General features: G+C 70.8%; 20 protein-coding genes. 3 read left to right on the top strand and 17 right to left on the bottom strand.

The window, feature by feature from the left end:
• Window positions 1-45: 45 nt before the first annotated feature.
• Together hisS and O1G22_RS34245 are read right to left on the bottom strand one after the other, a co-directional pair.
• Window positions 46-1,308 carry a histidine--tRNA ligase gene (gene hisS / locus O1G22_RS34250; protein ID WP_270084846.1) on the bottom strand — a complete coding sequence of 421 codons (1,263 nt, stop codon included), beginning with the start codon at window positions 1,306-1,308 and terminating at the stop codon, window positions 46-48.
• A 15-nt stretch (window positions 1,309-1,323) separates the two neighbouring features.
• Window positions 1,324-2,037 carry an MBL fold metallo-hydrolase gene (locus O1G22_RS34245; protein ID WP_270084845.1) on the bottom strand — a complete coding sequence of 238 codons (714 nt, stop codon included), beginning with the start codon at window positions 2,035-2,037 and terminating at the stop codon, window positions 1,324-1,326.
• Window positions 2,038-2,249: 212 nt separating this feature from the next.
• On the opposite strand from O1G22_RS34245, the gene O1G22_RS34240 reads away from it, so the two are divergent.
• On the top strand, window positions 2,250-3,080 hold the full coding sequence (locus O1G22_RS34240) for a peptidylprolyl isomerase (protein WP_270084844.1): 831 nt from the start codon (window positions 2,250-2,252) through the stop codon (window positions 3,078-3,080).
• Window positions 3,081-3,224: 144 nt separating this feature from the next.
• Complete coding sequence (locus tag O1G22_RS34235) at window positions 3,225-4,454, top strand: DUF349 domain-containing protein (RefSeq protein ID WP_270084843.1); 1,230 nt, start codon at window positions 3,225-3,227, stop codon at window positions 4,452-4,454.
• A 105-nt stretch (window positions 4,455-4,559) separates the two neighbouring features.
• Here the strand turns inward: O1G22_RS34235 and relA are convergent, their stop codons facing one another.
• The 15 genes from relA to pgsA form a co-directional block, all read right to left on the bottom strand.
• Entirely contained in the window at window positions 4,560-7,094 is a 2,535-nt protein-coding gene (gene relA / locus O1G22_RS34230) for a GTP pyrophosphokinase (RefSeq protein WP_270084842.1), read from the bottom strand.
• A 327-nt stretch (window positions 7,095-7,421) separates the two neighbouring features.
• Window positions 7,422-7,961 carry an adenine phosphoribosyltransferase gene (locus O1G22_RS34225; protein ID WP_270084841.1) on the bottom strand — a complete coding sequence of 180 codons (540 nt, stop codon included), beginning with the start codon at window positions 7,959-7,961 and terminating at the stop codon, window positions 7,422-7,424.
• A complete protein-coding gene (gene secF / locus O1G22_RS34220) occupies window positions 7,958-9,052 on the bottom strand; it encodes a protein translocase subunit SecF (protein ID WP_270084840.1) in 1,095 nt (364 codons plus the stop codon). The genes O1G22_RS34225 and secF overlap by 4 nt, the downstream gene beginning before the upstream one ends.
• A gap of 3 nt (window positions 9,053-9,055) precedes the next feature.
• Entirely contained in the window at window positions 9,056-10,861 is a 1,806-nt protein-coding gene (gene secD, locus O1G22_RS34215; RefSeq protein ID WP_270086621.1) for a protein translocase subunit SecD, read from the bottom strand.
• Between the two features lie 144 nt (window positions 10,862-11,005).
• Window positions 11,006-11,509, bottom strand: a complete 504-nt coding sequence (gene yajC, locus O1G22_RS34210) for a preprotein translocase subunit YajC (RefSeq protein ID WP_225098161.1) — start codon at window positions 11,507-11,509, stop codon at window positions 11,006-11,008.
• Between the two features lie 206 nt (window positions 11,510-11,715).
• The gene (gene ruvB, locus O1G22_RS34205) at window positions 11,716-12,786 is read right to left on the bottom strand and encodes a Holliday junction branch migration DNA helicase RuvB (protein ID WP_270084839.1); all 1,071 of its coding nucleotides are present in this window, start codon (window positions 12,784-12,786) and stop codon (window positions 11,716-11,718) included.
• Between the two features lie 139 nt (window positions 12,787-12,925).
• Window positions 12,926-13,531, bottom strand: a complete 606-nt coding sequence (gene ruvA, locus O1G22_RS34200) for a Holliday junction branch migration protein RuvA (RefSeq protein ID WP_270084838.1) — start codon at window positions 13,529-13,531, stop codon at window positions 12,926-12,928.
• Window positions 13,528-14,067: a crossover junction endodeoxyribonuclease RuvC gene (gene ruvC / locus O1G22_RS34195; protein ID WP_270084837.1), complete on the bottom strand. Its 540-nt coding sequence runs from the start codon at window positions 14,065-14,067 to the stop codon at window positions 13,528-13,530. Before ruvC ends, ruvA begins: the two co-directional genes overlap by 4 nt.
• Before the next feature lie 138 nt (window positions 14,068-14,205).
• Complete coding sequence (locus O1G22_RS34190) at window positions 14,206-14,958, bottom strand: YebC/PmpR family DNA-binding transcriptional regulator (RefSeq protein ID WP_225098165.1); 753 nt, start codon at window positions 14,956-14,958, stop codon at window positions 14,206-14,208.
• A 48-nt stretch (window positions 14,959-15,006) separates the two neighbouring features.
• Window positions 15,007-15,618: a pyridoxal 5'-phosphate synthase glutaminase subunit PdxT gene (gene pdxT, locus O1G22_RS34185; RefSeq protein WP_270084836.1), complete on the bottom strand. Its 612-nt coding sequence runs from the start codon at window positions 15,616-15,618 to the stop codon at window positions 15,007-15,009.
• A 7-nt stretch (window positions 15,619-15,625) separates the two neighbouring features.
• Window positions 15,626-16,531 (bottom strand): pyridoxal 5'-phosphate synthase lyase subunit PdxS, encoded by a 906-nt coding sequence (pdxS, locus tag O1G22_RS34180; RefSeq protein ID WP_270084835.1) that lies wholly within the window; start codon window positions 16,529-16,531, stop codon window positions 15,626-15,628.
• Window positions 16,532-16,656: 125 nt separating this feature from the next.
• On the bottom strand, window positions 16,657-17,199 hold the full coding sequence (locus O1G22_RS34175) for a LemA family protein (RefSeq protein ID WP_270084834.1): 543 nt from the start codon (window positions 17,197-17,199) through the stop codon (window positions 16,657-16,659).
• A gap of 203 nt (window positions 17,200-17,402) precedes the next feature.
• The gene (locus tag O1G22_RS34170) at window positions 17,403-18,566 is read right to left on the bottom strand and encodes a glycosyltransferase family 4 protein (RefSeq protein ID WP_270084833.1); all 1,164 of its coding nucleotides are present in this window, start codon (window positions 18,564-18,566) and stop codon (window positions 17,403-17,405) included.
• Window positions 18,563-19,471: a phosphatidylinositol mannoside acyltransferase gene (locus O1G22_RS34165; RefSeq protein WP_225098169.1), complete on the bottom strand. Its 909-nt coding sequence runs from the start codon at window positions 19,469-19,471 to the stop codon at window positions 18,563-18,565. The genes O1G22_RS34170 and O1G22_RS34165 overlap by 4 nt, the downstream gene beginning before the upstream one ends.
• On the bottom strand, window positions 19,468-20,187 hold the full coding sequence (gene pgsA / locus O1G22_RS34160; RefSeq protein WP_270084832.1) for a phosphatidylinositol phosphate synthase: 720 nt from the start codon (window positions 20,185-20,187) through the stop codon (window positions 19,468-19,470). The genes O1G22_RS34165 and pgsA overlap by 4 nt, the downstream gene beginning before the upstream one ends.
• 229 nt (window positions 20,188-20,416) lie before the next feature.
• On the opposite strand from pgsA, the gene O1G22_RS34155 reads away from it, so the two are divergent.
• On the top strand, window positions 20,417-22,615 hold the full coding sequence (locus tag O1G22_RS34155; protein ID WP_270084831.1) for an elongation factor G-like protein EF-G2: 2,199 nt from the start codon (window positions 20,417-20,419) through the stop codon (window positions 22,613-22,615).
• Window positions 22,616-22,661 lie beyond the last annotated feature (46 nt).

Here is a 22,661-nt window from a genome sequence, read left to right as displayed (position 1 = left end):
CGGTGATCGCCGTATGCGGTCCGGCGCCCTTCTCGCGGGCCGTGCCTAGCCGAGCCTGGACTTCAGTTCCGTGCGGACGGCGTCCAGGGCGATCGCCGTCTGCTCGCCGGAATCCATGTCCTTGAGCTGGACAACACCCTCGGCGATGTCGCGCTCCCCGAGGACCAGGGCATAACGGGCCCCCGACCGGTTGGCCGCCTTCATCGCCGCCTTCAGGCCCTTGCCGCCGTAACTGAAGTCCGCCGCGATGCCCGCCTTGCGCAGCTCGGTGACCTTGGCGAAGAGTGTGCGGCGGGCCTCCTCGCCGAGCGGGACGGCGTAGACCGACGTCGAGGACGGGAGGTCCAGTTCGACGCCCTCCGCCTCCAGGGCGAGGACCGTGCGGTCGACACCCAGGGCCCAGCCGACCGAGGGCAGCGCCGGGCCGCCGATCATCTCGGACAGGCCGTCGTAGCGGCCGCCGCCGCCCACCGCGGACTGGGAGCCCAGGCCGTCGTGCACGAACTCGAAGGTGGTGCGGGTGTAGTAGTCCAGGCCGCGCACCAGCTTCGGGTCGTCCTCGAAGACCACGCCCGCCTCGGTGAGCAGCTCGCGGACCTCCTCGTGGTAGGCCTTGCAGGCGTCGCACAGGAAGTCGCGCAGCATCGGCGCACCCGTGAGCTGCTTCTGGACCGACTCGCGCTTGTCGTCCAGGACCCGGAGCGGGTTGATGTCGACGCGGCGGCGGGTGTCCTCGTCCAGGTCGAGGCCGCGCAGGAAGTCCTGCAGCGCGGCCCGGTACACCGGCCGGCACTCCTTGTCGCCCAGGCTGTTCAGCAGGATCCGGAAGTTGCTCAGGCCCAGCGAGCGGTACGCCTGATCGGCCAGGATGATCAGCTCGGCGTCCAGCGCCGGGTCCTCCGCGCCGATCGCCTCGGCGCCGACCTGGGAGAAGTGGCGGTAACGGCCCTTCTGCGGCTTCTCGTAGCGGTAGTACGAGCCCGAATACCAGAGCTTGACCGGCAGGTTGCCCTGCTTGTGCAGGCTGGCCTCCAGGGCCGCGCGCAGCACGGAGGCCGTGCCCTCGGGACGCAGGGCCAGCCTGTCGCCGCCCTTGGTCTCGAAGGCGTACATCTCCTTGGTGACGATGTCGGTGGACTCGCCGACACCGCGCGCGAACAGCTCGACGTTCTCGAAGCCGGGCGTCTCGACGTAGCCGTAACCCGAGTTGCGCAGCGGCGCGGCGATCGCCTCGCGGACCGCGAGGTACTTGGCGGAGTCCGGCGGGATCAGGTCGTAGGTGCCCTTGGGGGCCTGGAAGGTACTCACGGAAAGGCTCTCTCGTCACATTCCTCGTCGGGGAGCGGTGTTCATGTCCGCTCCCTGGCCGGCCGCCACCTGCCGCAGATAGGGGTTGGTGGCGCGCTCCTGGCCGATGGTCGTCTGGGGGCCGTGGCCGGACAGCACCACGGTGGAGTCGTCGAGCGGCAGGCACACGCGGGCCAGCGACTCCAGCATGTCCGCCATGGATCCGCCCGGCAGGTCGGTGCGTCCGATGGAGCCGGCGAACAGCAGATCCCCGGAGAAGAACACCGACGGGATGTCGGCGGTCTCGGGCATCCGGAAGGTCACCGACCCCTTGGTATGGCCCGGCGCGTGCGCGACGGAGAACTCCAGCCCGGCCAGCGAGAGGGTGGTGCCGTTCGTCAGCTCGCGGACGTCGTCCGGCTCCCCCACGGTCAGCTCGCCCATCAGCGGCATGCCGATGGAGCGGCCGAGCGCCTTCTCGGGGTCGCTCATCATGTACCGGTCCTCGGGGTGGATCCAGGCCGGTACGTCGTGGGCCCCGCAGACCGGGACGACCGAGGCCACGTGATCGAGGTGGCCGTGGGTGAGGACGACGGCGACGGGCTTGAGCCGATGCTTCTTCAGTGCTTCCTCGACGCCTTCGGCGGCCTGGTGGCCCGGGTCGATGATCACGCACTCCTCACCGGGGGCGGGGGCGACGAGGTAGCAGTTCGTCCCCCAGGCCCCGGCGGGGAACCCGGCAATGAGCACGATCGTCCTTCGTTGTGTCGATGGGGTACGGCTTGCAGACGGCTCGCGGAGGGCTTGCCGGCGGCGACAGTCGCAGTCAGAGCCTACCGGCGCTGCCGTTTCCTCAGCGAACCCATATACGGTACGGGGCTAACACGCAGCGGTCGGCCCATGAGAACCACGCAGCCGCACGCGTACCGGTCGACACACGACACGCATGAGGAGAGAACCCGGTGGTCAGCCAGGAGCAGCGGCGGCGTCAGCTCGCCCGGGAGAAGTTCTTGCGGCAGCAGCAGCGGCGCACCGAGGCGCGCCGCAAGGCCCGCCTGCGCAACTCCGTGATCGCGTCGGTACTGGGCGTGGTCGTGATCGGCAGTGTCGCGCTGTACACGACCGGCGTACTGAAGAACGACGACAAGAAGGCGAACGCCGCCGCCGACACCACGCCGAGCGCGTCGCCGACCAGCAAGGCCCCGGACCCCTGCGCGAAGCCGGCGGCCGGCTCGGTGAAGAAGCTGAGCTGGAAGAAGGAGCCGGCGATGGCGATCGACACGTCGGCGAACTACACGATGAAGCTCGCCACGACGTGCGGTGACATCGACATCGCGCTGAAGACGGCGGCGGCCCCGCACACGGTGAACTCGTTCAACTTCCTGGCCGGCCAGGGCTACTTCGACCACACCAAGTGCCACCGTCTGACCACGGACGGCATCTTCGTGCTCCAGTGCGGCGACCCGCAGGGCACCGGCATGGGCGGGCCGGGCTACACGCTCCCGGACGAGAACCTGAAGGACAAGAGCCTGAAGGGCAACACGTACCCGGCGGGCACGGTGGCGATGGCCAACACCGGGCAGAAGCACACCGGCGGCAGCCAGTTCTTCCTGGTCTACAAGAACAGCCCGCTGCCGCCCAGCTACACGCCCTTCGGCACCGTGTCGGCGGCCGGCATGAAGGTGCTGCAGAAGATTGCGGCGGCCGGTGCGCAGGCAGCCGACCCGACCTCGGGCAACACCGCGCCGAACGCGACCGTCGTGATCAACAAGGCGACGGTGACGAAGTCCTGACGGCAATGACGGCCAACTGCGGAATTTCGGTCGCGCTGGATGCGGACAGGCCGCCCGCCGGTCGCCTATGTTGGCCGTGACGAAACTGTGGACGATGCCCGGGGGCGCTGAAGCCCCTCGCAGGCATCATGTGGAGGAGGCGCTGTGAGCAGCGACCCGTGGGGCCGCGTCGACGAGACGGGGACCGTGTACGTGCGTACGGCCGACGGCGAGCAGGTCGTCGGATCCTGGGCGGCCGGCTCCCCTGAGGAGGCGCTTGCCTACTTCGAGCGCAAGTACGAGGGCCTGGTTGTCGAGATCGGCCTCCTCGAAAAGCGAGTGCAGACCACCGACCTGTCGGCGAAGGACGCCCAGGCCGCGATCGACCACCTGCGTGAGCAGGTGGAGGCGCACCACGCGGTCGGCGACCTCGACGCGCTCCGCACGCGGCTGGACAAGCTCGTGCAGACCGTGGAGGCGCGCCGGGAGGAGCGCAAGCAGCAGCGGGCCAAGCAGTCCGACGAGGCCCGCAAGGCCAAAGAGGACCTGGTCACCGAGGCCGAGCAGCTGGCGCAGTCCGACCAGTGGCGGGCCGCGGGTGAGCGGCTGCGGGCGCTGGTGGACACCTGGAAGGGTCTGCCGCGGCTGGACCGCAAGTCCGACGACGAGCTGTGGCACCGCTTCTCGCACGCCCGCTCGGCGTTCTCCAAGCGCCGCAAGGCGCACTTCGCACAGCTGGACGCGCAGCGCGAGGAGGCCCGCCGGACCAAGGAACGGCTGGTCGCCGAGGCCGAGTCGCTGTCGGCTTCGACGGACTGGGGTCCGACGGCGGCCCGCTACCGCGACCTGATGGCGGAGTGGAAGGCCGCGGGTCGCGCCCAGCGCGAGCACGAGGACGATCTGTGGAACCGCTTCCGCGGCGCCCAGGACGTGTTCTTCGCCGCCCGCAGCTCGGTCTTCGCCGAGCGGGACGCGGAGCAGGCGGAGAACCTGAAGCTGAAGGAGGAGCTGGCCGAGGAGGCTGAGAAGATCCTCCCGGTCACGGACCTCAAGGCCGCCCGGGCCGCCTTCCGCTCGGTCAACGAGCGCTGGGAGGCCATCGGCCACGTCCCGCGGGACGCGCGGCCGAAGGTCGAGGGCCGGATGCACGCCGTCGAGCGGGCGATCCAGGAGGCCGAGGAGACCGAGTGGCGCCGCACGAACCCCGAGGCACGCGCGCGTGCCGAGGGGCTCACCGGTCAGCTGCAGGCCGCCGTGGACAAGCTGAAGGCGCAGATCGAGCAGGCGCGCGGCCAGGGCAACAACGCCAAGGCCGACAAGCTGGAGCGTGAGCTGGAGGGCCGCCAGGCGCTCCTGGACCAGGCTCTGAAGGGTCTGCAGGAGTTCGGCGGCTGAGACTCCCCGCCGCTTGCGTGAAAGGGCCCCGTACGCACGTACGGGGCCCTTTCCTCGTGGTCCTGGGTTCTTTGCGGTCCTGGGTACTTTGCGGTCCGGGGTCTTCTACGACCGGGAGCGTCCCGACGTCACGCGGTACACGTCGTACACGCCCTCCACGCCCCGTACGGCCTTCAGGACGTGGCCGAGGTGCTTCGGGTCGCCCATCTCGAAGGTGAACCGGGAGGTGGCCACCCGGTCGCGGGAGGTCTGGACGGCCGCGGACAGGATGTTGACGTGCTGGTCGGACAGGACGCGGGTGACGTCCGACAGCAGGCGGGAGCGGTCCAAGGCCTCGACCTGGATGGCGACCAGGAAGACCGAGGACTGGGTGGGCGCCCACTCGACGTCGAGGATGCGCTCCGGCTCACGGGACAGCGAGTCGACGTTGACGCAGTCGCTGCGGTGAACCGATACGCCGCTGCCGCGCGTGACGAAGCCGATGATCGGGTCGCCCGGGACGGGCGTGCAGCAGCGGGCCAGCTTGACCCACACGTCCTCGACGCCCTTGACGACCACGCCCGGGTCGGCACTGGAACGGCGCTTGCGGCCGCGGGTGCGGGACGGCGGGACCGTCTCGTCGATCTCCTCGGTGGCCGCTTCCTCGCCGCCGAGGGCCTGGACGAGCTTCTGGACGATGTTCTGCGCGGAGACATGGCCCTCGCCGATCGCCGCGTACAGCGCGGAGATGTCCGAGTAGCGCATCTCGTGGGCGAGTGTGACGAGCGAGTCGCCGGTGAGGATGCGCTGGATGGGCAGGTTCTGCTTGCGCATCGCCCGGACGATGGCGTCCTTGCCCTGCTCGATCGCCTCGTCCCGGCGTTCCTTGGAGAACCAGGCCCGGATCTTGTTGCGCGCCCGCGGCGACTTGACGAAGCCGAGCCAGTCGCGGGACGGTCCGGCACCGGCCGCCTTGGAGGTGAAGACCTCCACCAGGTCGCCGTTGTCCAGGGTCGATTCGAGCGGTACGAGGCGGCCGTTGACCCGCGCTCCTATGGTGCGGTGACCGACCTCGGTGTGGACGGCGTACGCGAAGTCGACAGGGGTGGCGCCGGCGGGCAGGGCGATGACGTCGCCCTTGGGCGTGAAGACGAAGACCTCGTTGCGGGACAGGTCGAAGCGCAGGGACTCCAGGAACTCGCCGGGGTCCTCGGTCTCCTTCTGCCAGTCGAGCAGCTGGCGCAGCCACGCCATGTCGTTGAGGTGGTCGTCCTTCTTGCCGGCCTTGGGCACGTCGGTGCGCACCTTCGAGGCGCCGGCGACGGCCTCCTGCTTGTACTTCCAGTGCGCGGCGATGCCGTACTCGGCGCGGCGGTGCATGTCGAAGGTGCGGATCTGCAGCTCGACCGGCTTGCCGTTGGGCCCGATGACCGTCGTGTGCAGCGACTGGTACATGTTGAACTTGGGCATCGCGATGTAGTCCTTGAACCGGCCGGGGACCGGGTTCCATCGCGCGTGCACCGTGCCGAGGGCGGCGTAGCAGTCGCGGACGGTGTCGACGAGGACACGGATGCCCACCAGGTCGTAGATCTCCGCGAAGTCACGGCCGCGGACGATCATCTTCTGGTAGACGCTGTAGTAGTGCTTCGGGCGTCCGGTGACGGTCGCCTTGATCCGGGCGGCCCGCAGGTCGCTCTGCACCTCGTCGGTCACTATGGCGAGGTACTCGTCCCGCTTGGGCGCCCGCTCGGCCACCAGCCGCACGATCTCGTCGTACATCTTGGGGTAGAGGATCGCGAACGCGAGGTCCTCCAGCTCCCACTTGATGGTGTTCATGCCCAGGCGGTGGGCGAGCGGCGCGTAGATCTCCAGGGTCTCGCGCGCCTTCTTCTCCTGCTTCTCCCGCTTGAGGTAGCGCATGGTGCGCATGTTGTGCAGGCGGTCGGCGAGCTTGATGACCAGGACGCGCGGGTCCTTGGCCATGGCGACGACCATCTTGCGCACGGTCTCGGCCTGCGCGGCCTCGCCGAACTTGACCTTGTCCAGCTTGGTGACGCCGTCGACGAGCAGCGCGACGGTGTCTCCGAAGTCGCGGCGCAGCTGGTCGAGGCCGTACTCGGTGTCCTCGACGGTGTCGTGCAGCAGGCCCGCCATGAGGGTGGCCGGGTCCATGCCCAGCTCGGCGAGGATGGTGGTGACCGCGAGCGGGTGCGTGATGTACGGGTCGCCGCTCTTGCGCTTCTGGCCGCGGTGCCAGCGCTCGGCGACCTGGTAGGCGCGCTCGATCTGGCGCAGCGTGGAGTTCTCGATCTTGGGGTCGTTGCTGCGCACTATCCGCAGCAGCGGCTCCAGCACCGGGTTGTAGGGGTTCGCGCGCTGCACGCCGAGGCGGGCCAGGCGGGCGCGGACGCGGTTGGAGGAGCCGGTGCGGGCGGGCGTGCCGGCGGGCTGGCGCACCACGGGGGGCTGCACCGGGCGCTCGGCCGGGGCCGGCTTGGGGCGGGAGGCCTCGGCAGCCTTCTCGACGGGCGCGGACTGGGCGTGCTCGATCGGCCCGCGGGTGTCGTTCTTCGCGTCGGACGCGTGCGGCGCGGGCTTCGCCGCGGCGGCCGAGGCGGACTCGGGCTTTGCGGCGGTCAGGTGCTGGGCCTCGTCTGGCAAGAGGACTCCTCGTGCGCGATCCGGGTCCCCCGGTCAGGCTCCGGAGACCCCATGGTAGCGATCCTGCGGCTGGTCATCGCCTCCAGGCGGCTGTGAGGACCGCTCACTCCTGAAACACAGGAGGCCGCCGCCGGATTCCGGACGGTGGATTCCAGGTGTTCGGGGGCGTGCGGGGAGTGTCCCGGGAGGGTTGCCCGCGGGTGCCCGCCGCATGCGTACGGCCGCCCCGGCGAGGTGCCGGGGCGGCCGTGACGACGAGCAGGGCGGGGGCGGCCGTGACGACGAGCAGGGCGGGGGCGGCCGTGACGACGAGCAGGGCGGGGCCTGTCAGACCTGGAGCAGTGCCTCCAGGGGAGCCTCGCCGAGGGCCGGGGCCAGCCGGGCCCGGCCGGCGAGGAAGCCCAGCTCCATCAGCACCGCCAGGCCCGAGACCTCGGCTCCAGCGCGCTGGATGAGGTGGATCGCCGCCTCTGCCGTACCACCCGTCGCGAGGACGTCGTCCACGATCAGGACGCGGTCGGCGGAGGTCAGGTCCTCGGCGTGGATCTCGATCTCGGCCGAGCCGTACTCCAGGTCATAGGCCTGGCGCAGGGTCGCTCCGGGGAGCTTGCCCGCCTTGCGGACCGGGATGAAGCCGAGGCCGGCGCGGACGGCGACCGGGGCGCCGAGGATGAAGCCCCGGGCCTCCAGGCCGACGACCTTGGTCGCGCCGGTCTCCGTCGCGATCTCGGCGAGCGCGTCGGTGAGCGCCGTGAACGCGGCCGGGTCCGCGAGGAGCGGGGTGATGTCCTTGAACATCACGCCCGGCTCGGGGTAGTCGGCGACGTCACGGATACGGCTGAGCAGCAGCTCCTTGATGTCGGTCATCGGCGCTTCCCGGAGGCTCGGCCGCGGCCCCGGCCGCGGGGGCCCACGACGGCGGGGGCGGTGTCGTCGGATCCGTCCTCGTCCAGGGCGGCGCGGTCGGCCGCGAGGTCCTCCTCCGCGGCGGCCTGGGCGCGCTTGGCCAGGACCCGCTTGGTGAGGGCCTTCATCGCCGGCTCGCGCTCCTTGAGGTCGGCGACGAGCGGCGTGGCGATGAAGATCGAGGAGTAGGCACCGGCCGCGAGGCCGACGAAGAGCGACAGGGAGATGTCGTTGAGCGTGCCGGCGCCGAGGAAGCCGCCGCCGATGAACAGCAGACCGGCGACCGGCAGCAGGGCGACGACCGTGGTGTTGATGGAGCGGACCAGGGTGCCGTTGATCGACCGGTTGGCGATGTCGCTGTAGGTCCAGCGGGTCTGCTTGGTGATGTCCTTCGTCTGCTCCTTGAGGCTGTCGAAGACGACGACCGTGTCGTAGAGCGAGTAACCGAGGATGGTCAGCAGACCGATGACCGTACCGGGCGTGACCTCGAAGCCGACGAGGGCGTAGATACCGGTCGTGATGGTGATGTCGTGGATCAGCGCGACGAGGGCCGCGACGGCCATGCGCCACTCGAAGGCGATGGCCAGGTAGATCACGACGAGCACCATGAAGATCGCCAGGCCCTCCCAGGCCTTGCTGGCGATCTGCTGGCCCCAGCTCGGGCCGACCAGGTCGGCCGCGAGCCTCTCGGGGTCGAGGTTCAGGTCCTTGGCCAGGTCCTGCTTGATCTTGTCGGACTGGCCGGTGTCGATGCCGGCGATCTGGATGCGCAGGCTGCCGTTGCCGAGCTTCTGCACGATGGCCTCATGACCGGAGGCGTCCTTGGCGTACGTCTCCGCCTGGGTGACCGAGGTGCTCATATGGGTCGGCGTGGTGAAGACCGCGCCGCCCTTGAACTCGATGCCCATGTTCAGCCCGCGCACCGCCAGGCCGAGGATGGCCGTGATGGTGATCAGGATGGAGATGCCGTACCAGATCTTGCGCTTGCCGACGAAGTCGTAGCTGATCTCGCCGCGGTGCAGTCGAGCGCCGAGGTTGCCGAGTTTCGACATCGCTCACGCCTCCTTCGGGTCGGCAGGGCCGGCGGCGGGACCGGCGGAACGGCGGGTGCGGCGCAGCGGCGCCTTGGCGCCCAGGCTCTTCGGATCGAGTCCGGACCACTTGTGGCCGTTCGCGAAGAACGCGCGGCGGGCGAGGAGCGTCATGAGCGGCTTGGTGAACAGGAAGACGACGACGACGTCGAGCACGGTGGTCAGGCCGAGCGTGAACGCGAAGCCCTGGACCTTGCCGACGGTCACGATGAACAGGACGGCGGCGGCGAGGAACGACACGAAGTCGGAGACGAGGACGGTGCGCCGGGCGCGCGGCCAGGCCCGCTCGACGGCGGGGCGCAGCGAGCGGCCCTCGCGGATCTCGTCCCGGATGCGTTCGAAGTACACGATGAACGAGTCTGCGGTGATACCGATGGCGACGATGGCACCGCAGACGGCCGGCAGGTTCAGCGCGAAGCCGATGGCCGGGCCGAGCAGCGACATGATCACGTAGGTGAGGATCGCGGAGACCAGCAGCGAGGCCATGGCGACGAGGGACAGACCGCGGTAGTAGACCACCAGGTAGAGCACGACCAGCGCGAGGCCGATCGCGCCGGCGAGCAGGCCGGCGTGCAGCTGCTCACCGCCGAGCGCGGCGGTGACGGTGGTGACGGACTGCTCCTGGAAGGACAGCGGCAGCGCGCCGTACGACAGCATGTTGGCGAGGCTCTGGGCGTCCTGCTGGGTGAAGCTGCCGGAGATCTCCGCCTGGCCGCCGGTGATGGCGGACTGCACATACGGGCTGGAGACGACGTCGCCGTCCAGGACGATGGCGAACTCGTTCTGCGGGGACTGGTTCTTGGCCAGCGTGCCGGTGATGTCCGCGAACTTCTTGGCGCCGGAGGAGGTGAAGGTCATCTGGACCTGCCAGCCGGAGGCGCCCTGGGTGTCGAAGACGGCCTGCGCCTTCTTCACCTCGGTGCCGTCCACGGCGACCGGGCCGAGCACGTACTTGTACCAGGCGCCGCGGATCTGGCCGCAGGCCACGGTGGGGTCGCCGGGCTTGGCGTTCTTGCCGGCGTTGGCGCGGTCCGCGGGCTTGGTGCAGTTCAGGGCGGCGTACCGGGCCTGGAGCTGGGCGGTGCTGCTGCCGGCGGAGGCCGAGGGAGTGGCCGACGGCTTGGCGCTGCCGGAGGCGGACGTGCTCGGCGAGGGGGTGGAGCCGGCCTTCAGCGCGTCGGTGACGGCACGGCCCTGGGAGGTCGCCGAGGCCGTGGGAGACGACGTCTTGGCCTTGCCGTCGCCCGCCTTCCCCGAGGCCGACGGGGAGGCGTTCGCGGAGGGGCTCGTGCTCGCCTTCGCGCCCGGCTTCGGCGAGGAGCTGCCGCTGGAGGACGGGCTCGGCGAGGGGGTCGGCGTGGCCGCACCGCTGGGCTCGCTGGTCAGGACCGGGCGGAAGTACAGCTTGGCGGTGGTGCCGACCTGCGCTTGCGCTTCCTTGGAGTTGGTGCCCTTGGGGATGTTGACGATGATGTTGTCGTTCCCCTGGGTCTGCACCTCCGCTTCGGAGACACCGAGACCGTTGACACGGCGGTTCATGATGTCGACCGCGGTGTCCATATTGGCCTTGTTGATCGCGGACCCCTGATCGGCCTTCGCCTTGAGCGTGATGCTCGTACCACCGGCGAGGTCGATGCCGAGACGCGGAGTGGTGTTCCCGGAGAGGAACATGCCTCCGGTGAGCGCCACGATGGCGATCAGGATGAGGGCCAGCGAGCGCCCTGGCTTGCTCTGGGCGCTCGCGCTCCGGCCCCTCTTAGGTGCTGCCACCTTCTCGTACTCCCTCTCGGGCCGCCCCGCGCCCTGGTCGGCGCGGTCGGCCATGACATGGTGTCGGGCTTCCCGACGGGAAACAGACGCGCCCGGTGGTGCGCGGGGCGTGATTATGCCGCGTTGCGCACCACCGGGGCGTGACTACTTCGCGTCGGAGTCGCCGTCGGTCTTCTTCGGCTCGTCGTCGGCCTTGGCCTCGGCGGCCTCCGCCGCGTCGGTGCCGTCTTCGGCAGCGTCCTTCTTACCGAGGTCGACGGCCTTGTCGTCGGAGGCGGCGGCAGCGGGCGAGTCGGACTCGTCGGTCTCGGTGAGGGAGGACGCGTCGTCCGGGACGATATCGGCGTCGGACTTCAGGTCGTGCTCGATGCCGTGGACGATGCGGTTGTACTCGTCGTCGGTGAGGACGGCGCCGATCGCGTTCTTGGCGAAGAGGAGATCGACACCGGGGCCGGCGTCGAGGAGGACCGTGTCCTCGTTGACCTCCTTGACCGTCGCGTACATCCCCCCGATCGTGCGGACACCGGAGCCGGGCTGCATCTCGTTCCGCATACTGGCGGCCTGCTGCTGCTTCTTCTTGGCCGAGCGTGTCATCAGGAACATGGCCGCGATGAGCACGATGAAGGGGAGAAGGGTAAACGCATTCACGGGACGGAATTTCCTTCGCGCGACCGCGACGGAGAGCGGCCTGTTGACGGGGGTGTGGTCGGCGCCGCCCGCAAGGGCGGCATCGGCGGAGTCTAAGCGAGTCCGCGTGCATGGAACAACGCTCAGCATGGCACCTGAGTTCCTGCTCCCGCCAATGCCCTCGCCGGTGCCCTCACCCGCGCCGTCACCCAGACGGTACGGCGCCGTCAACCGCCGAACAGGTCCTGCTGGCCGTTTCCCCCGGCTGACGCGCGCGGCGGGGTCAGACCGAGGTGGGCCCATGCGGCGGGCGTGGCGACCCGGCCGCGCGGGGTGCGGGCGAGCAGGCCCTCGCGGACGAGGAACGGTTCGGCGACCTCCTCGACGGTCTCCCGCTCCTCCCCCACCGCGACGGCGAGCGTGGACAGGCCGACCGGGCCGCCGCCGAACAGTTTCAGCAGGGCTTGCAGGACCGCGCGGTCCAGCCGGTCGAGGCCACGGGCGTCGACCTCGTAGACGGCGAGGGCCGCCGCGGCGATCTCCCGGGTGATCAGGCCGTCAGCCTTGACCTGCGCGTAGTCGCGGACCCGGCGCAGCAGGCGGTTGGCGATACGCGGCGTGCCGCGGGAGCGGCCGGCGATCTCGGCGGCGCCGTCCGGCTCGATGTCGACGTCCAGCAGGTTCGCCGAGCGGTGCACGACCCGCTCCAGCTCGTGCGGCTCGTAGAACTCCATGTGCGCGGTGAAGCCGAAGCGGTCGCGCAGCGGGGGCGGCAGCAGGCCCGCGCGCGTGGTGGCGCCGACCAGGGTGAACGGCGGCAGTTCGAGCGGGATGGCGGTGGCGCCGGGGCCCTTGCCGACGATGACGTCGACGCGGAAGTCCTCCATCGCCATGTACAGCATCTCCTCGGCGGGCCGGGACATGCGGTGGATCTCGTCGAGGAAGAGGACCTCGCCCTCCTGGAGGGAGGAGAGGATCGCGGCGAGGTCGCCGGCGTGCTGGATGGCGGGGCCCGAGGTGATGCGGATGGGGGCACCCATCTCCGCCGCGATGATCATCGACAGGGTGGTCTTGCCGAGGCCCGGCGCACCGGAGAGCAGCACATGGTCGGCGGTGGCGCCACGCGCGCGTGCCGCCCGCAGCACCAGGTCGAGCTGTTCGCGGACCTTCTCCTGGCCGATGAACTCGCCGAGGTCCTTGGGGCGCAGGGCGGCCTCGACGGCCTGGTCCTCCCGATCGGCAGACGCACCGACAAGCCGCTCGGGGGCGGGGGTGTCGGCGGTGTCGTCCCAGTTCACTGAATTCTCCTAGCCGGGTGTGCCGGGTGAGTCTGTCGGCCGCGAGTCCGGCCCGCGGCCGGAGGCCGCTGTCGGATGCTGCCTGCCCCGGGAAGGCACAGCGTGTGCCTCGATCGTCGTGGGGTCGGCGTCGTGAGGGTCAGCGGGCGCGGTTCAGGGTCTGCAGGGCGGCCTTCAGCAACTGGCCGACCTGCGGGGTGCCGCCCGCAGCCTCGGCCTGGGGGGCCACGGCGGTGACCGCCTCGTCGGCCTCGCGGGTGGCGTAGCCGAGGCCGATGAGGGCCGCGTGCAGCTGGTCCCGCCAGCCCTGGGTGACCGGGGCGCCGACCACGGGGGCGCCGATCGGTTCGCCGAGCCGGTCCTTCAGCTCCAGCAGCAGCTTCTGCGCGCCCTTCTTGCCGATGCCCGGGACGGCGGTCAGGGCCTTCTCGTCACCCGTGGCGACGGCGCGGCGCAGCGCGTCCGGGGTGTGCACGGCGAGCATCGCCTGGGCCAGGCGCGGGCCGACGCCGCTGGCGGTCTGGAGCAGCTCGAAGACCTGGCGCTCGTCGTCGCCGCCGAAGCCGTACAGGGTCAGCGAGTCCTCGCGGACCACGAGGGAGGTGTGCAGCTTGGCGGGCTGTCCCATGCGGAGCGTGGACAGCGTGTTCGGCGTGCACTGGACGGCCATGCCGACCCCGCCGACCTCGACGACCGCTGCGTCGGGGGCGAGGGCGGCGACCGTGCCGCTGACGAAGGCGATCATGCCGTACGGCCTTTCGTTGCGTGGGCTGTGTGGCGGGCGACCGCCTGCTGGAGCCGGTTCTGCGCGGGGGCGCGCCAGATGTGGCAGATGGCGAGCGCGAGGGCGTCGGCGGCGTCGGCCGGCTTGGGCGGCGCGGCGAGCCGGAGCAGCCGGGTGACCATGGCCCCGACCTGCGCCTTGTCGGCGCGTCCGCTGCCGGTGACGGCCGCCTTGACCTCGCTCGGGGTGTGCAGGGCGACGGGGATGCCGCGCCGGGCGGCGCACAGCATGGCGACGGCGCTGGCCTGGGCGGTGCCCATCACCGTGCGCACATTGTGCTGGCTGAAGACACGCTCCACGGCGACGAACTCCGGCCGGTGCTCGTCCAGCCACTGCTCGATGCCCTGTTCGACGGCGAGCAGCCGGTGGCTCAGGTCGGCGTCCACGGGCGTGCGTACGACACCGACGCCGAGCATCGTCAGCGGGCGCCCCGCGACCCCCTCGACGACGCCGACACCGCACCGGGTCAGTCCGGGGTCCACCCCCAGTACGCGCACCGCGCCCCTCCCATCGACCGCTCGTTCACAGGCTTTCGCTCACCTGTTTGTGCAGGCTATCGGGTGCCACTGACAACGCCGTACAACGCGACGGGCCGACGGGGTGTGTCCCGTCGGCCCGTCGGCAAGCCGTGCGCGTTACGCGTCGACCTTCTCCATGATCTCGTCGCTGACGTCGAAGTTCGCGAAGACGTTCTGCACGTCGTCGCTGTCCTCCAGCGCGTCGATCAGCTTGAAGATCTTCTTGGCGCCCTCCTCGTCCAGCTCGACCTGGACGGACGGCACGAAACTGGACTCGGCGGAGTCGTAGTCGATGCCGGCCTCCTGGAGGGCGGTGCGGACCGCGACCAGGTCGGTGGCCTCGCTGATGACCTCGAAGGTCTCGCCGAGGTCGTTGACCTCCTCGGCACCCGCGTCCAGGACGGCACCGAGCACGTCGTCCTCGGTGAGCTCGCCCTTGGGGACGATGACGACACCCTTGCGGCTGAACATGTACGACACGGAGCCCGGGTCGGCCATGGAGCCGCCGTTGCGGGTCATGGCGACACGGACGTCGGAGGCGGCGCGATTGCGGTTGTCGGTGAGGCACTCGATGAGCACCGCGACACCGTTGGGGCCGTAGCCCTCGTACATGATCGTCTCGTAGTCGGCGCCGCCGGCCTCAAGACCACCACCGCGCTTGATCGCGGAGTCGATGTTCTTGTTCGGGACCGACTGCTTCTTGGCCTTCTGGACGGCGTCGTAGAGCGTCGGGTTGCCATCGAGGTCGACGCCGCCCATGCGCGCCGCGACCTCGATGTTCTTGATCAGCTTCGCGAAGAGCTTGCCGCGCTTGGCGTCGATCACGGCCTTCTTGTGCTTCGTCGTAGCCCATTTAGAGTGGCCGGACATCTGCCTGTCTCCTTCGCGTAACCCTCTACATAACGAACGCCAGAGATCCTACAAGGACTCAGCCGCCCGGTTCGCGCGCACCATGTCCACGAACAGGGAGTGCACGCGGTGGTCGCCGGTCAGTTCCGGGTGGAACGACGTGGCGAGCGCATTGCCCTGGCGGACGGCGACGATGTGGCCGTCGTGCTCGGCGAGCACCTCGGCCCCGGCGCCCACGGACTCCACCCAGGGGGCGCGGATGAAGACGCCCTCCACAGGATCGCCCGGGACGCCCTTCACGTCGACCTCGGCCTCGAAGGACTCGTTCTGGCGGCCGAAGGCGTTGCGGCGCACGATCATGTCGATGCCGCCGATGGTCTCCTGGCCCGAGCGCGGGTCGAGGATCTTGTCGGCGAGCATGATCATGCCCGCGCAGGTGCCGTAGACGGGCATGCCGTCCTGCACGCGCGCGCGGAGGGGCTCCATCACGCCGAACAGGATGGCGAGCTTGGAGATAGTGGTGGACTCGCCGCCGGGCAGGACGAGACCGTCGACCTCGGCGAGTTCCTCGGGGCGCCGCACCGGCCTGGCCACGGCGTCTGCCGCGGCCAGGGCGATGAGGTGCTCCCGTACGTCGCCCTGGAGGGCCAGGACGCCTATGACAGGGGCTTCGTCGGACATGTGGCGCTTACCAGCCGCGGTTGGCGTAGCGCTCGGTCTCGGGGAGGGTGTCGCAGTTGATGCCGACCATGGCCTCGCCAAGGTTGCGGGACGCGTCCGCGATGATCTTGGGGTCGTCGTAGAAGGTGGTGGCCTTGACGATGGCGGCGGCGCGCTTGGCCGGGTCGCCGGACTTGAAGATGCCGGAGCCCACGAAGACGCCCTCGGCGCCGAGCTGGCGCATCAGGGCCGCGTCGGCCGGGGTGGCCACGCCGCCGGCGGAGAACAGCACGACGGGGAGCTTGCCCAGCTCGGCGACCTCCTTGACCAGCTCGTACGGGGCGCGCAGCTCCTTGGCGGCGGCGTACAGCTCGTGGTTGTCGAAGCCGCGCAGCTTGGCGATCTCGTTCTTGATCTGGCGCAGGTGGCGCACGGCCTCGACGACGTTGCCGGTGCCGGCCTCGCCCTTGGAGCGGATCATCGCGGCGCCCTCGGCGATGCGGCGCAGGGCCTCGCCCAGGTTGGTGGCACCACACACGAAGGGGGTGGTGAAGGCCCACTTGTCGGAGTGGTTGACCTCGTCGGCCGGGGTGAGGACCTCGGACTCGTCGATGTAGTCGACGCCGAGGGACTGGAGGACCTGGGCCTCGACGAAGTGGCCGATCCGGGACTTGGCCATGACCGGGATGGAGACGGCCTCGATGATGCCCTCGATCATGTCCGGGTCGGACATACGGGCCACGCCGCCGTCCTTGCGGATGTCGGCCGGGACCCGCTCCAGGGCCATGACGGCGACGGCGCCCGCATCCTCGGCGATCTTCGCCTGCTCCGGCGTGACGACGTCCATGATCACGCCGCCCTTGAGCTGCTCGGCCATGCCGCGCTTCACGCGCGCGGTGCCGGTCTCGGGAGCCTGGTTCTCGATGGTGGACACGGATGACCTCACTGAAGGGAAAGAGGGTTACTGCCTCAGAGAGGAAACGCGAGTGGACCAGGCCACAGCAAGGGCCAATGGACAGCCGGTGGATCCTTTTCGTCCAGGGAGGGTCCCCCCGGGGTTCAGACGTCCCGCTCCACCAGGGCCGCGGGCGGCTCGTCGTCCATCTCGAAGGCCAGCGGGAACGGGGCGTGGCCGGCGAGCCGGAACCAGCGGACCTTGCGGTGCTCACGGAGCCTGCGGGCGGCGCCCACGGCGTCGTTGTGGAAGCGGCGGGCCATCGGGACGCGGCGGACGGCCTCGGCCAGCTCATGGGCCGCCGCCTCACCGCCGGGGGCCTCGCGTACGGCCTCCACCTGGGCCGGGACCTCGAAGACCGCGCGCAGCGCCTGGCTCAGCTCGCTCTCCGCGACCTCCCGCTGCTCCTCCTCGGCCTGCCGGGCCGCGTGCGCCGCCTCGTACAGCACGATCGAGGCGGCCGGGTCCAGCACGCCCGAGGTGGCCAGTTCCTGCGTCACGGAGGCGCGCCGCAGCAGCTGCGCGTCGAGCGCGGCCCGCGCGGCGTCCATCCGCACGTGCAGCCGGTCCAGCCGCCCGGCCGTCCAGCTCAGGTAGACGCCGATCGCGACGAGGACGACGAGGATCCAGATGAGGGTTGCGGTCACGCGGGAAGGCTATCGGCTGCGCGCAGGCGCCCTCGGCGTCAGTCCCGCGCCGGCCGCCGCACGCCCCTCACGCCGATCGGGCGCCGGCCCCGGGGGACCGTGCCGGGCCCAGACCGCCGGCCTCGGCCAACGCCGCTGCCGGCGGGACCGGAACACCCACGCACGAGCGCGGCCGGACACCGCCGGTCCGGGTCGCCCGTCCCTCAGTCCCTCGCCAGCCCGAACCGTGCCCGCAGTCCGGTCGTGCGTTCGTCGGCCGCGACCGCCGCCGCGCCTGCCGTGACCGTCTCGTAGACCGACAGGATGTCCGCGCCGACCGTGGACCAGTCGAAGCGCCGTACGTGGGCGCTGCCGTGTTTGCGGAGCTCGGTACGGCGGGCGGGGTCGTCCAGGAGGCGTACGGCCGCCTCGGCGAGTGCGTCGGCGTCCGCGTTGGCGAAGACCTCGCCCGCCTCGCCCTGGTCGAGGACCTGGACGAAGGCGTCCAGGTCGGAGGCGAGCACGGGGGCGCCCGCCGACATCGCCTCGACGAGGATGATGCCGAAGCTCTCGCCGCCGGTGTTGGGCGCGACGTACAGGTCGACGCTGCGCAGGAGGCGCGCCTTGTCCTCGTCGCTGATCATGCCGAGGAACTCCACGCGTGCGCGCAGCTCCTGCGGGAGGTCCTCGACGGCGGCCTCCTCGTCGCCGCGGCCCGCGACCAGCAGGCGGGTCTGCGGGCGGGCGGCCAGAATCTTCGGCAGGGCCTTCATCAGCACCGGCAGGCCCTTGCGGGGCTCGTCGATACGGCCGATGAAACCGATCGTGTCGGCCTGCCACTCCGGCTTCGGCTCGGCCTTGGCGAAGAAGTCCACGTCGACGCCGTTGGGGATGACCACCGCGTCCCCGCCGAGGTGCTCGACCAGGGTGCGGCGGGCGTACTCGCTGACCGCGATCCGCGCGCTGATCTTCTCCAGGGCGGCCTGGAGGATGGCGTACGCGGCGATCATCGCGCGTGAGCGGGGGTTGGAGGTGTGGAAGGTGGCGACGATCGGGCCCTGGGCGGCCCAGCAGGTCAGCAGGCCCAGCGAGGGCGAGGTCGGCTCGTGGATGTGGACCACGTCGAAATGGCCCTCGTGCAGCCAGCGCCGTACCCGCGCGGCCGACAGGAAGCCGAAGTTCAGCCGGGCCACCGAGCCGTTGTACGGCACGGGAACCGCGCGGCCGGCCGAGACGACGTACGGCGGCAGCGGGGTGTCGTCGTCGGCCGGGGCGAGGACGGAGACCTCGTGGCCGAGCCGGATGAAGTACTCGGCGAGGTCGCGGATGTGGAACTGGACGCCCCCGGGCACGTCCCAGGAGTACGGGCAGACGATCCCGATTCTCACGAGGGCCCCTTCGCCGGGTCGAGGTCGGCGAGCCACAAGCGCTGGAGCATGTGCCAGTCCTCCGGATGGTCGGCGATCCCGGTGGCGAAGGCATCGGCCAGCGCCTGTGTCATCACAGACGTCTTCTCCGCGCGCGTGCCTGACTCCGGTACCTCGATCGGGGGATGCACCTGCCCCCGCATGACGGGCGAGTCGTCGTACCAGAGGGTGACCGGCAGCAGCAGCGCGCCGGTCTGCTGGGCGAGCAGGGCCGGGCCCGCGGGCATCCGGGTCCGCTCGCCGAAGAAGTCGACCTCGACCCCGGAGGCGGACAGGTCACGGTCGGCGACCAGGCAGACCAGGCCGCCGTCGCGCAGCCGCCGGGCCAGGGTGCCGAAGGCGGAGCCCCCGCTGTGCGGCAGCACCTCCATGCCGAGGCCCTCGCGGTAGGCGACGAAACGGTCGTAGAGCGTCTCGGGTTTCAGCCGCTCGGCGACGGTCGTGAAGGGCGTCTCCAGCTTGGTGGTGACCCAGGCGCCGGCCAGGTCGTAGTTGGCCATGTGCGGCAGGGCGAGGATCACGCCCCGGTCCGAGGCGAGCCCGTCGGTCAGGTGGTGCACGTCCTTCGGGTCGAAGCCGGTCTTCACCCGCTCACGGTTCCAGGCCGGCAGCCGGAAGGACTCCATCCAGTAGCGCAGATACGAGCGCATGCCCGCGCGGGACAGCTCGGCGAGGCGCTCGGGGGTCGCGCCGGGCACCACGCGCGCGTAGTTGGCCTCCAGCCGCTGCACGCCCTTGCCGCGCTGCTTCCAGGCGAGGTCGGCGATGGTGCGGCCGAGCCGGACCGCGGCCGGTTCGGGGAGTTTCTTGACGGCGCTCCAGCCGAGCCCGTACAGCGCGTCGGTGAACCGTTCCGCGGTGCTCATTTCGCGGCCTCACTGGGGCTCGCCTGAGCGGCCGCCTCCGCCTCGGCGGACTCGCGGCGGACAGTGACGACCCGCTGGATCAGCGTGACCAGGCTGCCGGCGGCGACGATCCACAGGGCGATCGGCAGCAGCCACTGGATGCCCGGCACACCGAACGTGTGCAGGCCCGCGAGACCGGCCGCGACCAGCGAGATCACCAGCCGCTCGGCGCGCTCGACAAGGCCGTTGACGGCGACCGGCAGCCCGATCGACTCGCCGCGCGCCTTGGTGTACGACACCACCTGGCCGCTGGCCAGGCAGAAGATCGACACGGCGCACAGCAGGTTGTCGTTCCCGTGGCCCGCGTACCAGAGCGCGAAGCCGCCGAAGATCGCGCCGTCGGCGACCCGGTCGAGGGTGGAGTCCAGGAAGGCGCCCCAGCGGCTGGAGCGGCCCAGCTGGCGGGCCATGTTGCCGTCGACCAGGTCGGAGAAGACGAACAGGGTGATGACGACCGTGCCCCAGAAGAACTCGCCCCGGGGGTAGAAGACCAGCGCGCCCGCCACCACACCGGCCGTGCCGATGAGCGTGACCGTGTCGGGGCTCACCCCCCGCCGGATGAGAAACGCGGCGAACGGTGTGAGGACACGCGTGAAGAATGCACGCGCGTACTTGTTCAGCATGGCCTTCCCGACGGTCGGTGTCGCCGCGGCCCTGGTGACCTCCGGCTGGCCCATCGTAGCCACGCGCGCGCGTGCGTGACGGGCGGGCACCGCAGCCCGTGGCACGAGCCGGTGTGCGCCGCCGTGCGCGGGGCGTGCGTGGCGCGATCGGGTCGTTCGTATGGACGCAGCGTGACCGGAGTGGAAAGCTCGAATAACCGCGGGCGTCGCCGGAGCCGCCACCACACGCGGATCCCGCGTGTCCGCGCCCACAGTGACCTCACCGTGCACGGGAGGCAGGATCATGGGCGACAAGACACAGACCCACCCCGGGGCCGCCGGCAGGGCTCTTGAGGCCGACCAGCCCGCGTCCGTACGGAACGTGGTGCTGGTCGGCCACTCCGGTTCGGGCAAGACGACTCTGGTGGAGGCCCTCGCGCTGACCGCGGGGGCCGTGAACCGGGCGGGCCGCGTCGAGGACGGCGGCACCGTGTCGGACTACGACGAGATCGAGCACCGGCAGCAGCGGTCCGTACAGCTCTCCCTGGTGCCGGTCGAATGGAACGGCATCAAGATCAACCTCCTCGACACCCCCGGGTACGCCGACTTCGTCGGGGAGCTGAGGGCCGGTCTGCGCGCCGCGGACGCGGCTCTCTTCGTCGTCTCGGCCTCGGACGGGGTGGACGGCTCGACCCGGATGGTGTGGGAGGAGTGCGCGGCCGTCGGGATGCCCCGCGCGATCGTCATCACGCACCTGGAGGCCGCGCGCGCGGACTTCGAGGAGATGACCCGGACCTGCGCGCAGGCCTTCGGCGGGGACGACCCGGACGCCGTGCTCCCGCTGTACCTGCCGCTGCGCGGCCCGGAGGGCCCCGACGGGCACGCGCCCGTGACCGGGCTGGTCGGGCTGCTGTCGCAGAAGCTGTTCGACTACTCGACCGGGGAGCGCAAGGAGTCCGAACCCGGCGAGGACCAGCTGCCCGGCATCGAGGAGGCCCGCAACCGGCTCATCGAGGGGATCATCGCCGAGAGCGAGGACGAGACCCTCATGGACCGCTATCTCGGCGGCGAGCAGGTCGACGTCAAAACGCTGATCGAGGACCTGGAGCGGGCCGTCGCCCGCGGCTCCTTCTTCCCCGTCCTGGCGGCCGCCCCCGCCGCCGAGGGCGCCCGGCAGGGGCTCGGCACGGTCGAGCTGCTGGAGCTGGTCACCGGCGGCTACCCGACGCCGTTCGAGCACATGCTGCCCGAGGTGAGCACCATCGACGGCAAGCGGCGCGAGCTGAAGCCGTGCGACATCTCCGGCCCGCTGGTCGCCGAGGTCGTCAAGACCGCCTCCGACCCCTACGTCGGCCGGGTCTCCCTGGTCCGCCTCTTCTCCGGCACCCTGCGCCCCGACCAGACGGTCCACGTCTCCGGGCACGGCCTCACCGACCGCGGCCACGAGGACCACGACGTCGACGAGAAGGTCGGCGCCCTGTCCATGCCCTTCGGCAAGCAGCAGCGCCCGGTGACGCGCGCCGTCGCCGGCGATCTGGTATGCGTGGCCAAGCTCGGCCGGGCCGAGACCGGGGACACCCTCTCCGCGAAGGACGACCCGCTCCTGATGGAGCCCTGGCGGATGCCCGACCCGCTGCTGCCGCTCGCCATCCAGGCGCACAGCAAGGCGGACGAGGACAAGCTCTCGCAGGGCCTGTCCCGGCTGGTCGCCGAGGACCCGACCATGCGGTTGGAGCAGAACCAGGACACCCACCAGGTGGTCCTGTGGTGCCTGGGCGAGGCCCACGCGGACGTCGCCCTGGAACGGCTGCGCACCCGCTACGGCGTGCAGGTCGACGTCGTCCCGCACCGGGTCTCCCTGCGGGAGACGTTCGCGCACAAGGCGAGCGGACGCGGCCGGCACGTGAAGCAGTCCGGCGGGCACGGGCAGTACGCCATCTGCGAGATCGAGGTGGAACCGCTGCCGGGCGGCTCGGGCATCGAGTTCGTGGACAAGGTGGTCGGCGGCGCCGTACCGCGGCAGTTCATCCCGTCCGTCGAGAAGGGCGTACGGGCACAGGCCGCCAAGGGTGTCGCCGCCGGATACCCGCTGGTGGACGTGCGGATCACGCTGCTGGACGGCAAGGCGCACTCGGTGGACTCCTCCGACGCCGCCTTCCAGACGGCGGGCGCGCTGGCGCTGCGGGAGGCCGCGGCCGACGCGCGGATCCATCTGCTGGAGCCGGTCGCCGAGGTGTCCGTGCTGGTCGGCGACGACTACGTGGGCGCCGTGATGAGCGACCTGTCGAGCCGGCGCGGCCGGGTGCTCGGCACCGAACAGGTAGGCTCCGGACGGACCCTGATCCGGGCCGAGGTGCCCGAGTTCGAGATCGGCCGGTACGCCGTCGACCTGCGTTCGCTGTCGCACGGCACGGCCCGCTTCGACCGGACGTACGCCCGGCACGAGCCGATGCCACCGCAGGTCGCCGAACGGATCCGCGAACAGGCGGACGAGACGGCCTAGTTCACCGGAGGTCACCGCGTCTCGAAATCGCCGCGCGGGCGGGCGG

The organism is Streptomyces camelliae (assembly GCF_027625935.1).
Lineage (GTDB): Bacteria > Actinomycetota > Actinomycetes > Streptomycetales > Streptomycetaceae > Streptomyces > Streptomyces camelliae.
The sequence above is the reverse complement of the archived record's forward strand: the minus strand, read 5'-3'. Positions and strand labels throughout refer to the sequence as shown.